The organism is Desulfopila sp. IMCC35006, from assembly GCF_005116645.1.
GTDB lineage: Bacteria > Desulfobacterota > Desulfobulbia > Desulfobulbales > Desulfocapsaceae > Desulforhopalus_A.
This window is the reverse complement of the sequence record NZ_SWCM01000008.1, coordinates 1-16288: the sequence shown is the minus strand read 5'-3', so window position 1 is coordinate 16288 and position 16288 is coordinate 1. Positions and strand designations below refer to the sequence as shown.

Sequence of the window (16288 nt, the reverse complement as noted above, 5' to 3'; positions counted from 1 at the left end):
CAATTTGGTGGCAATGCCACAGAGAATCTGACAAAAGTGTCCCTCCTAAAGACGAAACACGTTGTTGCTACCTCCCCTTTGATCAATAACGGCATGGAAATAATCAGGTTTCAACGATATCCAGAAAAGATTACAATTGCAGATAGAAGTCGATTTATTAATCGGTAAATGCTATTTGATATATTGAACGACGCATGTAAAATTACCGAATGGGCTGCAGAGAGTGTGCTGCTGTAATTATTCCCGTTTTGTAATCTGGCAAAAAACATGAAACTTTACTTCACATGTCCAATAAAGAAGATCACGTTTGCGTCTGACGATTATGCCCTCCTTCCCGGGCACCGAATCGTTGAAGATGGAGCAGGCGTAAAAGAACTCCAGGGAATAATCAGTCTGAACGCAGGATGTCCGCTGTGCGGACAGAAACACCAGTACGACGTGAAAGATGCCCTATGTCCACTCACCGGAGGAGAAAATGCAAAATAAGATGGTTCGACTCACCACGTGCGTTAAGGGAGGCGGCTGAGCATCGAAACTTTCTCCAGGGGACCTGGAACAAGCACTCGGCGGCATAAAATTTCCTACAAACGAAAATGTTCTGGTCGGCATGGCAACCTCGGATGATGCCGGGGTTTACCGTGTGTCCGATGAACTGGCCCTGATCCAGACCCTGGATTTCTTTACGCCAATCGTCGACAATCCTTATGATTTCGGTCGAATTGCCGCCGCAAACGCCCTCTCCGACGTCTATGCGATGGGCGGTGTCCCCAAGACCGCCATGAATATCGTGGCGTATCCGATGACGAGCATGGGCCGGGAACCATTGCGGGAAATGCTCGCAGGCGGGGCAGCAACACTCAAGGAAGCAGACACGGTGCTGCTCGGCGGACATAGCGTTGAAGACGATGAATTGAAGTACGGCCTGTCAATCACCGGTTTTATCCATCCATTGAAAATTCTCACCAACCAGGGCCTTCGTCCAGGAGATTGCCTGGTACTGACCAAACCGCTCGGTACAGGAATAATTAATACCGCCATCAAAGCAGGTCTGGCCTCTAATGTCACCATTCAAAAGGTAACCGAGCTGATGGCCACGCTGAACCGCAAGGCTGCCGAAATAATGACTGCATTTACAATTTCTGCCTGCACCGACATAACCGGCTTCGGCCTCCTCGGTCACATAGCCGAGATGATCTGCGGGACCGGCATAGGCGTAACGCTTGCATCGGACAAGATCCCGCTGCTGGCCGAAGCCTATGAATTTGGGGCAATGGGCTTTGTTCCGGTCGGCGCCCATAAAAATCGGGAATTCAGAAAAGATATGGTCCAGGCATCCGCCACTTTCGATCCTGTTCTCCGTGACATTCTCTATGACCCGCAGACTTCGGGCGGCCTGCTGGTGGGCTGCGCCGAAAAAGATATACCCGCCCTTCTCCAAAGACTGCACGATGCAGGAATCTTCGAGGCAGCAGTGATCGGTTTTGTGACCGAACATCCGAAAAATATAATTCAACTTCTGTAAGGTAAGGAAATACAATGGGAAAAATAATTAACGCCTGCGGCCTGACCTGTCCCGCCCCGGTACTGCTGGTAAAAGATAGTGTCGAACAGAACAATGATAAAGAGATGACGGTCCTCGTGGACAATGGGTCATCCATGGAAAATGTCACCCGCTTTCTCAAGTCAAGAGGCTATACCGTGACCGACAGCCAGGAAGGCGGCATATTCCGGCTTGAGGCACGCTGCCATCAAAGGGTTGGAAATGACAGTCAACCAGAGACCAAAAAAGTCAGCCGGGATACTGCCACGCAAAAAAATCTCGTCCTGGTCACCAGTGACTGTCTTGGTTCCGGCGATGACGTTCTCGGTGGTAAGCTGATGGTCAGTTACCTGAAAACCATCAAGGAAATGGGAACGGATCTATGGCAGCTCATTTTCGTCAATGGCGGGGTAAAACTGACCATCGGATCATCCCCTGTTCTGCAGGAGTTGCAGGAGTATGAAAAATCCGGGGTGATTATATTTGCCTGTGGTACCTGCCTGGAGCATTTTGGTCTCACCGCGCATAAGAAAGTCGGCGGCACAACGAATATGCTCGATATTGTTATGGCCACACAACTTGCCGACAAGGTCATTACTATCAGTTAGTGAAAAAATAAAGGCAAAACGACAAGGAAACACTATGTCTCTGGAGATCGCCTGCACCATTGATGCAACAACCAGAAATCCTCGAAGTACATCTATCCCCGAAAATAAACGATCGGTGAACAGGACATGAGAAAGCTCATCCAACAGCTCTGCACCTTGTTAAGTGACGGGGCAGATCTGGTTCTTGTCACCGTCTCCAGCCAGTCAGGATCCACGCCTCGACTGGCTGGGGCCAAAATGATTGTTCGCCGTGACGGCGGCATAATTGGAACCATCGGCGGTGGTATGGTCGAGGCCCTGGCCATCAAGGAGGCAGATAAATGTTTTGCCGACGCTCACGGAACCCGCCGAAGCTTTGATCTCACCAACGATGATGCCACAATCACCGATATGATTTGCGGCGGGAAACTGGAGTTGTTCCTGGAATTTATCCGGGCCAACGATGCCAACAGAACGGTTTTCCAATCTCTGAATGCAGCCATGGCCTTGGGACACCGGATTACCCTCATTTCCCCGCTTGACGCCGACAGCGGCGACCAACGTTTTGTCATCGATCATAAGGGCCGGGCCAGCCGTGACGATGTTCCCGCGCAACTCCTGGCGGCGGTCAATCAGATCCGTTCTTCGACCTCGGACTGCACCTTGATCGAGTATGCGGGCCGGGAATATCTGGCCTCGTATTTTGCCGTCGGCGGCAATCTCTTTCTGATCGGATCCGGTCATGTGGCTGCCTGCACCGCGGAAGCTGCGGCCCGGGTCGGGTTTCGGGTCATCGTGATGGATGACCGGAGCGATTTCGCCAACAGAGAACGATTTCCCCAGGCCGACGAAATCAAGGTGCTGCCCTCCTTTGCCGAGTGTTTCAAAGAATATGACATTGACGAAGACTGCTATCTGGTGATCGTCACCCGCGGCCATATGCACGACATGGAGGTGCTCGACCAGGCCCTGGGGACCAAAGCCGGGTACATAGGCATGATCGGCAGCCGCAAAAAACGCAGCGCTATCTATGCCAACCTGATCAAGAAGGGTGTCAAAGAGGCACAGCTGGAACAGGTTCACTGTCCGATCGGCATGGCAATCAAAGCTGACACCCCAGAAGAGATTGCGGTGAGTATTGTCGGGGAACTTATTTTCCAGCGTGCGACCGGCAGGAAGGCGTGACACCTCGTCTGAGCCGTAATCCTGACTGCGGGACTTTCTTCTCAGATGGGTGGCCCTAGGCCGGACCACTCCGGCACGAAAACATCCAGGGCCACTGTTTGCCATCGCCCTTCACAGCAAAGGGCTCATTGTTTCATCGAAACAGTCAAAATGGCCGATAATGACGGTATGTGCCTGAAAGCTATCCACTTGCTTGACATGCATCGCTCCGTGTCTATCCTGTATTTCAGACAAGCGAATATCCCATGCAAGAGGTGTTCGCTCGGCAAAACCTGGTTACTTAACACTATTCATACTGGAGGTACATCATGAGCGATAACAAACAAAAGACGCTCTGTGCTCATGTCGATGAAGAGCTGCATATAAAGGATCCCAAAGCATATATAGCACTGATTCAACCGGCAACCCATTATTGCAAGGGATGTGGCCGGAGCGCGGCGAAGGCCGAAAACGTATGTAAACCGGAAAAAATAAGCTAGTTCCATCATCCCCGCCCTAATTTCGCAGGATAACTGAAAATTAAGGCGGGGATAATACATTTTTTATTCCACCATCAGGAGAACGATATGCTGCCCAAAATTGAAACCATCCTCTATGCCACCGGCCTCGGCCCGGGAGCACCGTACATATTCCGCTATGCCCTGGCCCTGGCCCGCCAGCACAAAGCAAAAATAGTCGCCGTCCACGGCATGGAGCCTCTGACAACTTTTGGCCAGAGTCTGGTTGAACAGTATATCTCCCATGAAAGCTCGGAACAGATGCACAGCAAGGCCCGGGAAGTCGTCAAAATGCAGCTCAAAGAACGAATAGAGAAACTCTGCAACACGGAATGCAATCATAAGCCGCCCTGTGACAATCCCGTCAGTGCCATCCACGTCGTTGACGGCTATCCCGATCAGGTTATTGTCAATCTCGCCAAGGAAGTTTCTGCCGATCTGATTGTCATGGGTGCACAAAGTCACGGCAAGGTCAGTGAAATAGTGATGGGAAGCACGACTCGTAAAGTTCTGCACAATGCGACACAACCAGTCCTGGTGGTGAGAGTTCCCAAAGGATTCACCGAAGAGATCAAATAAACAGCCAGGAGACGCACAGTAAAGCCGACCCCATTCATTAATTCTTTATCAATCTCGATCGAAACAGGTATCCGGCCGATTTCGGTCCGGGGCATGGGGCAAGGTTCTCAAATCAAACTCCAGTGCCGGGAACCGGTACTGGAGTTTTTTACAGCACTGGAGACGAGGATCGAACCGGAATACGCTCAACGCATGAACATATTCCGGTAGAGAGCAGGCTATTGGTATCGCCGGAACCATTACCCTTTATTTATGAGTTGCTGTATCCCCTGGCCGTCATGCCTGGCCATTTCGGCAACAGCCTTCCTGTTTACATGGGCGACAATGATATCGCCAATTTCCTCAATGACATCTTCAAATAATTCATGCCGTTTCATGCCATTTATCTGCTGACGATTATCATCGGTCGGGGTCATATACTGAATAATGTCCGCCTTATACCGATGTATCAAAAAGATGTGGAGCAGTGTCATAAACCTCTTTCTTCGCAAACCGGTATCGTGCAGGATCTGATTACGGATAAACAAGAACACTTTATCCTCGCGGTCGCATATGACGGTAAACACCACTTCGGCTACCTTGGTCTCTGCACGGTCAAAAACTTCAAGCTTCAGGATGTCGGAACCCTGGGTTTGTGGCCTGAGTCGTGCCGAAAGTTTCAGGTCAACCTTGTTGTGTTCGGACCATTTGGCAAGCCATCCATCAAGGAGTGATATCGGTGGTTCGGTGTGGATGAGATGCTGAAACTGGGTGGAGCCCTTGCCCATTGCTTTGGTTGTTGCAGTTCGACCGGAACAGGCAGAAAGCGCACCATCAAGCCGGGGACCTCCGACCAGGCTCTGCGGGGTGGTATATGGAGATTCAATCAGGCGAAGTTTGCGCTGTAATCGGGCCAGCGCAAGCATGCCATCCTGCTTTAGGGCGGTTGCCAGTTCTTCTCCGGCGACACCGTCTGCCTGATGGCCGCCGTAGGTGATAAAGTTGAACACATACCCCAGTTTGCCTATATCACTTGGGAATCGGCGCATCTCTTCATCACTCATCCCGGTGGTATCCCAGTTAAATGAAGGTGAGAGGTTATAGGCCAGCATCTGGTCCGGATAAACGGCATGGATGGCTTCGGCGAATTCAGTGGCTTCCTTTAAGTTGGCGGTTTTAGTCTCCATCCAGATAAGATCGGCAAAAGGAGCAACTGCCAGGGATTTGGCAATGGCGTAATCGATACCACCGCGAATCTGAAAATAACCTTCCGTTGTTCTGGGCCGGTTCCAGTCCCAGGGAATATTGGCCCCAATCTGTTTGGCCTTCTGCCTTGCCATATAGTGCGATACATTTTTAGCGTACGCCATCCATTCCTCTACACTCATTGCCGTATCCTGGCCATCGTCCTGGAGGAGCTTTATGCGCTCGGCAACAGCTTCTGGGAAAGTCTTGATCCCGGCATCACTCTCCCAGGCCTGCACGACAGTGGTCATGGCCTCATCGAGCATGTGCTCGAGTTCCAGCCCGTCTGCTGAAACCTTTTTAGCAATGATCGTTTGTAATTTGTCATAGATATCAGCCGATTTAAACCAGCTGACGGCCAGCTCATACTGCTCTTCGGCCAGATCATAGAGTAAATGACCGAGCACTTCCTTATGCCCGGATTTATTGAACAGACGCTGCACCGCCAAGGCACAGAATTTATACAGAGGCACATTGATGTTTGTTGCCCCCAGGATGAAAGCGTGGTCCCTGCTGTCATTATTACTGTCGAGCAGGGTGGCTGCTTCAGCATCGGTCCTGGCTACGATGATGCCGGGCACCCGCATTATATCCAGTTGAAAACGGGCCGTATTCAGTCGCTTTATCTGTTCATCGACGGGAACCAGGACTTTTCCGCCCTGATGACCGCATTTCTTTGTTCCTGGTCGTTGATCTTCAATATGGTAGCCGGGAACCCCTACTTCCACAAAACGTCGGATCAGGTTACGAACATGGGCATCACCACCGTGCCCTGTATCGGCATCGGCAATGATATAGGGGCTGAAATCGAATTCCGGACTCTTCTTCCGTTGTTCTTCCGTCATACGGGAGCGAAAGAACTTCTGGTTTTTGTCGGCGGTGAGCAGGGCTCTGACGATGGCGGCAGCCTCGTCGGGAACCTGACTAAGGGGGTAAGAAGCCAAATCCGCTCCAGGGTCTTCATTGATAGAGCCTTTTGCCGACGTTGCCCATCCGCCCAGGTAGATCCCTTCGATACCCGCCCTTTTTATGGTTACCGCCTGCCCTGGCGAATAAGGGCCGAAGGTTGTAATGGAGGTTTTGGTTGCAAATTTTTCCCGTAACAGGCGAAAAAAACCTATCGCTGCCTCCCGCGCCACCGTATAATCATTGGCGAGTGTTCCCTGCTGCTCTGCCACCTGCCGCTCGGAATAGAGTCGTTGTATCCCCGTAAACCGGGAACTGGAGAAATATTCCTGTAATTCGCTGATTTGCTTTTCCAACATGGTTTTCTCCCTCTCTTTACTGTAAATAGTCCAGATTTTCGGTGATCCGCTGTCCACTTTCTCTGAATTTTTTGATGTAGGCTTCAATTCGCCGCTTGCCTTCCGATAAATCGCAGTTGTTCAGGTTTATGTTCAACAAGTCGATATACCAAGGAATTTTCACCTCTTCATCGACATATCTTTTGACCATTTCATAGACGATCGGCAGGGTAGTTGTTTTCGATTTTTCGTGGACATCACGGCTGTCGGCATTGAGAAGTTTGCGGTACTCCTCATCCAGGAGCCTGGTAAAAATTTGTTGTGTGAAGACATCTCCTTTCTTAAGACCTGTCTCATGGTCATCCTCGGTGAGCGCCGCACCTTTATGGATCCATTCCCAGAAGATACTGAGACGTATCTCGCCGGTTGCCATATCTTCCATAAGATAGAGGATGTCATCGTTGCCGAAAAAGTCGCCGGGCTTCAAGGCGGCAGCCTGGAATCCCTGGGAAAATGCATTCCCGTATTGCAGGGCAACACTGAGCAGATTTCTTGCGCCGCGAACGGTGCGGGGGGCCTCTTCTAATAAAAAGAGGTTATCGGCATCTTCCTCAGTGTAGCTCAAGGGTGGGAAGGACCTGCCAAGCTGATTGTTCTCGCCGACTTTTTCCCAGACCGGCCGAATGATATGCACCATCTTCCAGTGGGCGACCCATTTCCCGCTGGCACCTGCCTTTTGTTCACGTTCGGCGCCCGCGAGGGCCTTTTTCATGCTGTCCTCGACGCCCTTCTTGGAGCCAACCGGGATGTTAGGTTCCATTCCGCCCTGAAATAACGCGAATCTTCCGTTTTCATCAGGACTGTTTACGCAGCGTCGGACCCTGTCTTCATACATCCCCATATAGCCATAGGTCATGCCGATTTCTTCGATGTTGGGATTAATAAAATTTTTATCCCAGGCCATGGCATCGGCTACACTGTTGATATAATCCCACCTTCCGGTGTTGAAGCCGACAAAGTGGCCGCCTAAGGCGGCTCGTATTTCCATTATCTGAAAGGTTGCTTCAACCTGCTCAAGAAGCACATAGGCAAGTATCGAATTCTGCGGCAACCCTAAGACAGATTCGAGAGTATCCAGTATTTTTTTCCAGAAAGCCGCTTCCTCGGCTGTCTGAATCTTGGGCAGGTACAGCACCAGGGAGGAACCGCTCTGACGTAAAGCCTCATGCGTATTGCAGAGATAAAGGGTTGTATCAACAAGGGAAGCCGAGAGTCCGCGGCCATCCGCATCCCTGAAATGCCGGTCGTCGAGATGCAACCCTCGAGGCCTGAATATTCTGGTGGTGAATCCGAGTTGCGCCAGCCAGTCTTTTATAATGGGCTTGCCAAGAAAGGAGACAGCCCATTTATTCATCTCCTGGGCAACTTTTTCCGCAACATCGAGAAATAGCGGATCCTTCCGGTAGGCGAGTTTGAGGTTGCGCAGATTGTCCAGAGACATGGTTTGTACCTGCCCAAGGGCATCTTCTCCGTCAAACATCCAGCCATCGGCTCCGGAAAGCAGTGCATACGCCACGTTTCTTATGCTGCTTTCAAGCGGTGCGTCGGGTTTTGCGGCCGGCCCGGTACCTTGAATCCATTGTCTCTGCAGATCCTTGGGAATGACAGGGCCGCTGAACTTTCCAGCCCTTGCATCAGCCACTGAAATTTGACAGCCGCCAATGATCTCATCACTCTTTAAAAAGGTGATTCGCTCGTGATTTGCAAATCTTCGCCGTCGAGTGCGGTACCGCTTCTCCATGAGGGCAATGCGTTCGCCATTGAGCACCGCCATTTTTTCAAGAGCGGCGAGGGCTTCACTGTTCAGCACATCCGGATACTTCTCGACAATTTCTTTGGCATACAACAGTCGGTAGGTGATTGGTTCTGACATGTCAGCTCCTTGCTATGTTCGTATTAACTTACGGTAGGAGTATTAACCTACGGTAGGTATCGCAGAATAGGACGTCAAGAAAAATAAAGAACACCGGCTGTTCGGTGTCATACCCGAACATAATTGAATCTGGATAAAACGGTCCGGCAGTCGGTTAACCCTTCACGACTATTTCCGGGTTCAGGATATTATTGGGCCTCTCACCATCCATATGGAGCCGTAAGTTATTGAGTGCATTAAAGATCTTAAGACGGCGTATTTCGGGAACTGCGGCTGCGGTATGACCGGCAATCCTGAGATTGGCAAGTGGCCTGCCGTCTGCATCCATAAATCGCTGGCCGGCATTTCCTTTTTGTTCATCGGTAAGAACATCAAGGCGTACCTCGACGTCTTGATGTTCCCGTAGGTACGGTACGAGATCTGCTTCATTCAACAGCCCCTTCCCCGCATTAACAAGAATCCTTACTGCGCCCTGGGCGGCAATGCCGAGCATGTCCAGGGCCTGACGGTCAACCCAGTATCGAGTCAGCGAGGTCGTTGCCGCTAAGGTTGTTATAATGTTGCTGGTGGTAAACAGTCCGGTTTTATCAACATACTCCACATCTATTTTTTGCTTGTACACCCTTGCCCGGTTCTGCGCCAGACGTCGCAGGCGCTCCAGTTTCTGTTGATATTGCGGACGCTCGGGGTTTCTCTGGCAGACAATGACATTAGCCCCCAGCGCCAGTGCCCGTTGCACGACAGCCTCACCAATCCGGCCCAGGCCCTGTACGCCGAAGGTGAGTCCGATCAGTGAACGGTCAAATATGCCAGGATCATTTATATACACCCTGTCGGCAAGCACACTTATCGAACTCTTGACTTTTATTGCCCGCAATGTCTGCTTGGTGTACGTAACAGGTGTCTTGATCGTATAGGTTGCCGTGTGGATCAACTCATCCTGCTCAACGGGTTGTATCTGGATGGATAACGGCTTCGTTTCTGAAACCTCAGGCAAGAGCTGCAGCAAATCATCCAGTCGGGATCTTTGTGGTTCGGAAAGGGAGCGGTACTCCTCTTCCAGGATTAAAATCGAGGACACCTCATACGCCATTGCCAGTTCAATGAGGCATATGCCCACCTCGTCCAGGCCGATAATACCAATCTTACTCTGGATGCCCGCCTCGCGGTATTGTCCAAGCTGATCATGATACACCGTTGCATCCCGCCGAACTCCGGTGCGTACATATTTATCTCCCGACCCGAACGCATACATGGCATCCAGCCTCAAGGCCCGTCGCAACAAGGTAAACCAGATGATCTGGGCAACTGTCCTGGCTCTTTTTTCTTCAACAATATCAATTTGATTCAGCGCAACAGCCCCCTCAGAATACTGATCTTGCACATATCGCCCATACAGCGCATCCAGGGCCATGCCGATATTTTGTTCGGTTACGGCGACTGTCGTATACCCCGGTGAGTTGGTGACTATTGTCCCCATCCGGGTAGCCGTTTCCAGATCGATATGATGGGTAGCGGTTGCAAAAAGAATAAGACCTTTCAAGCGCGCCTGCCGAAAGAACTGGGCATCAAAATTCGCATTACAATACCCCAGGCAATAATCGTACTGCTGACCGGCGACAAGGGCATTCAATCGACTGTTAATCCCGGGAGTCCACTCGCCGTCAATTTCTATCAATTCGGACTCGGCAAGCAGGATGTCAAAGGAAACATCCCCGAACTGCAGTTGCAGCTGAAGAACAATCTCGGGAGGCAAGGGCTCAATGACGAGCACCCTTGCCCTGGGAGAGGGAACACTTATGCGAAAGAATCGCAGCTCCCCGATCTCAACGATGCTGTGCGTTCCTGCTGTTTTTCCTTTCGTAATTGAATTGTTGATGATATTGGGTGGAATTCTGCCGTCAATCAGTCTTCGTAAGTTATCAAGAGCTTTGAATATCTTTAACTGTCTTACTTCCCGCACCGCGGCTGCGGTATGCCCGGTAATCTTGATATTTGCCAGAGGCCGCCCGTTATCATCGGTGAGTCTACGATAGGCCCCCCCTTCATGTTCCCCGGCAAGAACATCCAGCCTTGCCTCGGCATTAGGGTTCCTGCGCAGGAATTGAATCAGTGCATCTTCATCCACAAGTCCTTTTCCGGCACTGACAATCACCCGCAGCGGACTGACAGCCCGACTGGCAAACCGCTCCAATCCCTTCTGGTCCACCCAGCCTCGTGTCTTGTCCGTGGTTGCCGCCAGGGTCGTGATGACATTGCTTCCCTCAAAAAAGGCATCCTTGTCTTCAGCATAGTCAACGGAAAGGGATTGCCCTACCCATTTGTGGTGATGTGCTGCCAGTTTTTGCAGATGTATGAGTTTTGCCTGATAGTCAGGCCGATGCGGATTTCTCTGGTAAATGAGAATGCTCATCCCCAGAGGTATCGCCCGCTGGGCAACGGCCTCGCCGATACGCCCCAACCCCTGTATGCCCAGCGTTATTGTCGCCCTGGATGAGTTATACAAATCGAAGAGATTGCGGACAAAAATATCCTCAATATCAATATGAATTTTACCACCCGGCTGAGCAATTGTGCACCGCCTGAAATCATGTAGTTCGGTAGAAAAGGTATAGTTCGCATGATCAAACAGTTCCGCACGGCTCACCGGTACGATCCGGATAGATAAATCATGGGTTCGTGAGGTGCTCATTTTAACAGCGATCATCTCCTCGAGCCTTTCTTTTTGAGCTGCAGACAGATTTTTGAACTCCTCGCCGAGAACATGAATCACGGAAACTTCGTGGGCGATGGCAAATTCAATGAGATGCAGGCCGGTGTCATTCAAACCAATAACTCCGATGATCCGGACGATATTGGCCTCCTTGTTCTGGCCTATTTGATCATGGTAAACGGTGGCGTGCTCGCCAACCCCCGTGCGGACATACTGTTCACTGGCCCCAAAGGAAAACATTGCATCCAGTTTTAAGGTCTTCTGCAGAAAACACAGCCACATTGCATGGGCAACTGCCATGGGAGCCGCATGCAGACACACGTTGCCGGCAATTCTGACAAACCCGTCAGGACCTTGTCCGTACCGGACAGCATGGGAGTACATGGCGTCCAGTATCAAACCTATATTCTGTTCGGCAACCGTCGTGGTCGTAGGACCGGGAGCGTTGGTGACCACGGTATGAAAACGCGTTGCTGCCGTGACATCAATGTTATGCGTACCGGTTGATAAGAGCAGGAACCCTTTCAGCTTAGCCAGTCGGAAGAAATCCTCATCAAATGCCTCGTTGACATATCCTATCACATAATCATATCTTCTCACCTGAACCAGTGCGTTCAGTTTACCATGAATGCCTGGGGTCCATTGTCCGGCACTCTCAACGACTTCCGATTCTGATTGCAGAATATCAAAGGTCACATCGTGAAATCGGTGGTGTAACTGGGCAATAATCTCCGGACCAATGGGCTCAAGGACCAATACACGGGCACTGGGCTGCGGAACCTCCAATCGTAAAAAGCTCAGGCCGGCGAGTTCTACATCGGCAACAGCCAGATTATTCAACGCCATATGTATTTGCTTGGCATCTGCCGTATCATTCATCCGTTGTAATTCTTCTAGAATTGAACGGCGGAATTTCCTTGATTCCAGTCGATAACGCGAGGGGTACGGGAAAAAATCAGGGTACCGGCCATTGTTAACCTTTGCCTGGATGTTCTCCCAGAAATGCGCGGAAAAAAGATCTCCATGGATGGCGCGAAATATTTCCCGATGCGGCTGCGGAATGTTCAATTCCTGCTCAAAGGTCGACGGGTCAATACTGTTTTTGCCCAACCCCAGAGCGGCACCCTGCGGTCCCCGAAAGGTAAACAACCGAATATCGATGAGGGAGGCATTGTCCAGATAAACAACCCGGCCCCAGGATGTCAGCCCAAAATGTGCTAAGCCCAAGGATTTCGGCAAAAAGCCCATGGCCGCTAAATGCTTGATATTCCAGCCAACCCGCAGTAGGATCTGCCGGGCCTCGCTTTTGCCGGCAATACGGACCTGGGTTATGACGGGTATAATCCGGCGCGCGGCATAGACCCGCTTGAAAAAGATATACGCATCGGTAATAAGCACATCTTCCGGTTGCTCATGGGCTAATTTCTCTATCAATTCATCTGAAAATTGCTTACGGGCAAATTTTAGGTTCCGGTAATCAAGAGAATCCAGAATTTGTCCAAGACGATCAATGGTATGGACCTTGATGAAATTGTCAATAATACCTTGTCTGTCAGGCAAGCCGCGCCGTATCACTTTAAAGACGAGAGGAAATCCCTTAACGCCAAAGACAAAGTCTATCGGCCCGACCCCAAGATACTGACACTGTTCTCCAGTTTGGAAAATAGACCTGAGCTGTTGCAGGAGAGCAAGTTTTGCCGGGTGACTAAATCCTATTATATCAAGAATATAAGCAGGATTTTCCGTTGGGAATAAGCGCTGAACAAAATTATACAGCTCCTGGTAATTTCTGGTTGAAACAGTAAAGGCCGATCGAGTTGACGAAAAGAGAAAAACTCTCGCTGCCTGATAGCCGACTAACACCGCATCGACCTTTACGCCGTCAAGTGAATGGACACAACTGATAATGAGCGGCACAGCTGCAACGTTTGTTCGTAGCTGGCCAACGATATAGGCCCCTTTTCCCCGAAAGAACGGCGGTTTTAATAACTCAAGAGCAAGCAACACCTCTTCTTCCGCTATGTGTTCATTGATTATATCAATTATAATATCGGTATCTTGAGGAAGTGTGTCGGAAAAGGAATCGGCAAAGACAGAGTCGCCAAATGCCATCAGGAGGGTTTTACCCAGCTGCGTACGCTTCTTTATCGGATAATAATGAACTATCTTGTCTGGCTCAACCTGATGCAGCCCAATGCCGTCATCTTCAAATTCAATGGATATACCTTTTCGAGCAAAAACTTTTCGCATTACCGAAGTAAAATAGGTGGTCGCCAGCTCGTCCTCATACTCATCCTTAAACCGTTGCCGCAGCTGTTCCCACTTGCCGCGATCATATAAGGCCTCCCCAAGAGAATTACTTACAAAGGTGACACTCTTTTGCGTCGCCAGACGATAGAGCTGCACTCGCAACAGGTCATCCTGCAGGCGGTTGTCCAGTTCGCCGGCGGTAAACAACGCAGGCGCCCGCTCGGCGATAAACAAAAATTCGTTATAATAGTGAAGAAATTGTTGGTGGATGCTCTCGAGAACACGATCCAGCTTTCCGGTCATAGATAAGTTCCTCTCAGCAAAACTTTGCCATACTGTCCAAAAAACAGAGCGCCGACAGCAGGGCAAATCTATCTGCCGCGTTGCATGCCTCTATCCGAAGTGCCCAATCACCCTACTTTTCAGCGAACCAATAGCGGCAACCGGCAATATACCTCATAACATCAGTCGAAAGTTGTACCTGCGCCTCGAGCAGGGCAGAACTCTGCTGTAGAGTCTGCTGCCAGATGGTGATGCTTTGCTGAAGGGAGAGCTCAAGCAGTGACTGATTGGAGAGATGGGTTCGATAGTACTCGGGAGTATCCGCCAAAGGCGTCATCCACATGGCACAGCGCTCCGGCAGCTCCTGCAGCAGAAGCGTAGCGAGATATTTTTCCATCGCTTCTCCCATTGCAAAATTCGGTGAAATATCGTGAAGGACCCCTTCAAGGGTGAAAAATGATTTACGATAGAGCACAAGTTCCGAAGGAAAAACCAGACCCTCCATCGTCATTTTTTCCAGCAAACAAAAGGCCTTTTTCAGAGGATCACAATCAACATACTCCTCCGATGACAAGAGGTTTTCAATCGTTTCGGCAAGAGCCGCCCTGGCCTTTGTTTCATCCATATCTGAAGCTGAAGCCATGCTTGCTATGACCCCGGCCAGAGTCCACTTATCACTTTTCATGATCCCAAGCAACAGTGCCACAACCTGTATCCGCTGTTTTTTCGACAGGTGTCCGGCAAGCGTCCAATCAAGCAATGCCACCTCGAAACCGTCCTGACCACTGCCGGGAACAGCCAGGATATTTCCGGCATGGGGATCTCCATGAAACAAGGATAAATCTGCTTTTGCAAAAAGCGGCATACAGATGATTGCTTCAAAAACCCGGCCCGCCAGTTTTTCCTGCTGATCCTTTGTCCCCTTCGTTTCGGTAATCTTTATGCCGTCGATATACTCCATAGAGGTCATGGTTCGTGTACAGAAAGGTGCCAGTTCCGGAATCCGCACGCCATCCACGCGATCATAAATTTTTGCGGCCTCATCCAGGTTCTGCTGTTCGGCGGTCAAGTCAATCTCCCGGGCAAGATCCCCGCGAATTTCCTGAAAGAGACTGGCAAGCTTCATCTCCTGCAGCCCATACCGTTTGCGATTCTTTTCAAGATTTGCCATCACGCTTTCCAAAATCCCCAGTTCTTCCTGCAGATGGATATCAACCTGAGATTTGAGCACCTTAAAAACCCCTTTCTTGGTCTGACTACTGCCAGGGTTTTGCCAGCTGCAGGGAAGGACGGTGGCAACACTGGCCTCGGCAATGATGCGGGGAGACAGCGTGATTTGGCAGCGCGAACGCAGCGCTGCCAACTGTGTTTGAATGAAGTGCACTTGACCTTCCGGATCGGTACCGTAGTCCCCCTGCTCCAGGCGAACAAGCCACTTTTTCAGCTCTGGATCAAGTTGTCGATTGCGGGCAATAACCTGACCGAGCTTGTGCAGCGTTGGAAAGTGGAGGACCAGGTTCAGCAACCGCTCGCCGGGAACAGTGCAGTCCTTTAGGGTTGACTGGTCGAGTATTACCCGATGAAGCCTGGGATAGGAGACGCCTGAGAGAAACAGTTCGATGCCGTCGCGAACCAGAGGTACAAAGCGAGCAAGGCTGCCGGGCACTGCGTCTTCAGGGCGGGCCAGCGACATCAGGAGGGAAGCGGCCTTCCGGCAAAAGGCCTGCTCCCCCATCGATTGCACCAGCAGGTCAAGTTGTCGGCCCAACTGCTCCTCGGTGGAGTTGTGAAATGCCTGCAGAAAAGCGGTCTGCTCAAAGAGATCCATTTTTTTGTTCTCAAGAGAGGTGGGAGGGATTGGGTTTTCTGGCCTGGAGTGGCAGACCGTAAAGATTTGTGCGAAATTGTTCGCAAGCGTCGCAATTCCGTGACAAGATCCAATTTACATACAACTATGCCTGACTTGCATCCACCCCCCTCTATGCGGGACTGTTTTCGGTGCCCCCTTGAGGGGTATAATTTCAGTCAATGTACCACGGATGATCCCGCCCAAAAGATTTGCGGGATAAGTTCATTCACGAAATAATTTGCTATTAACTGCACAAGATAATTATCAAGCGGCTGATAATCCCGCCCAAAAGATTTGCGGGATAAGTTCATTCACGAAATAATTTGCTATTAACTGCACAAGATAATTATCAAGCGGCTGATAATCCCGCCCAAAAGATTTGCGGGATAAGTTCATTCACGAAAT

10 protein-coding genes are annotated in these 16288 nt (G+C 50.5%); 6 read left to right on the top strand and 4 right to left on the bottom strand.

The window, feature by feature from the left end; genetic code table 11:
• The first annotated feature begins 267 nt into the window (after positions 1 to 267).
• From FCL47_RS14195 to FCL47_RS14175, 6 genes are all read left to right on the top strand, one after another.
• Positions 268 to 486 carry a hypothetical protein gene (locus FCL47_RS14195; protein WP_136814183.1) on the top strand — a complete coding sequence of 73 codons (219 nt, stop codon included), beginning with the start codon at positions 268 to 270 and terminating at the stop codon, positions 484 to 486.
• On the top strand, positions 476 to 1522 hold the full coding sequence (gene selD / locus FCL47_RS14190) for a selenide, water dikinase SelD (RefSeq protein ID WP_136814182.1): 1047 nt from the start codon (positions 476 to 478) through the stop codon (positions 1520 to 1522). Before FCL47_RS14195 ends, selD begins: the two co-directional genes overlap by 11 nt.
• A gap of 14 nt (positions 1523 to 1536) precedes the next feature.
• Complete coding sequence (gene yedF, locus FCL47_RS14185) at positions 1537 to 2148, top strand: sulfurtransferase-like selenium metabolism protein YedF (RefSeq protein ID WP_136814181.1); 612 nt, start codon at positions 1537 to 1539, stop codon at positions 2146 to 2148.
• A 126-nt stretch (positions 2149 to 2274) separates the two neighbouring features.
• Entirely contained in the window at positions 2275 to 3312 is a 1038-nt protein-coding gene (locus tag FCL47_RS14180) for an XdhC family aldehyde oxidoreductase maturation factor (RefSeq protein ID WP_136814180.1), read from the top strand.
• Between the two features lie 308 nt (positions 3313 to 3620).
• On the top strand, positions 3621 to 3791 hold the full coding sequence (locus FCL47_RS24420) for a hypothetical protein (protein ID WP_153306373.1): 171 nt from the start codon (positions 3621 to 3623) through the stop codon (positions 3789 to 3791).
• Between the two features lie 87 nt (positions 3792 to 3878).
• Complete coding sequence (locus tag FCL47_RS14175) at positions 3879 to 4388, top strand: universal stress protein (RefSeq protein WP_136814179.1); 510 nt, start codon at positions 3879 to 3881, stop codon at positions 4386 to 4388.
• A 239-nt stretch (positions 4389 to 4627) separates the two neighbouring features.
• On the opposite strand, the gene FCL47_RS14170 is transcribed toward FCL47_RS14175, so the two are convergent.
• The 4 genes from FCL47_RS14170 to FCL47_RS14155 form a co-directional block, all read right to left on the bottom strand.
• On the bottom strand, positions 4628 to 6877 hold the full coding sequence (locus tag FCL47_RS14170) for an isocitrate lyase/phosphoenolpyruvate mutase family protein (RefSeq protein ID WP_136814178.1): 2250 nt from the start codon (positions 6875 to 6877) through the stop codon (positions 4628 to 4630).
• Between the two features lie 16 nt (positions 6878 to 6893).
• Positions 6894 to 8789: a malate synthase gene (locus FCL47_RS14165; protein ID WP_136814177.1), complete on the bottom strand. Its 1896-nt coding sequence runs from the start codon at positions 8787 to 8789 to the stop codon at positions 6894 to 6896.
• A gap of 154 nt (positions 8790 to 8943) precedes the next feature.
• On the bottom strand, positions 8944 to 14055 hold the full coding sequence (locus FCL47_RS14160) for an isocitrate dehydrogenase kinase/phosphatase AceK regulatory subunit (protein WP_136814176.1): 5112 nt from the start codon (positions 14053 to 14055) through the stop codon (positions 8944 to 8946).
• 112 nt (positions 14056 to 14167) lie between these two features.
• The gene (locus FCL47_RS14155) at positions 14168 to 15862 is read right to left on the bottom strand and encodes an AarF/UbiB family protein (RefSeq protein WP_136814175.1); all 1695 of its coding nucleotides are present in this window, start codon (positions 15860 to 15862) and stop codon (positions 14168 to 14170) included.
• Positions 15863 to 16288: the final 426 nt, after the last annotated feature.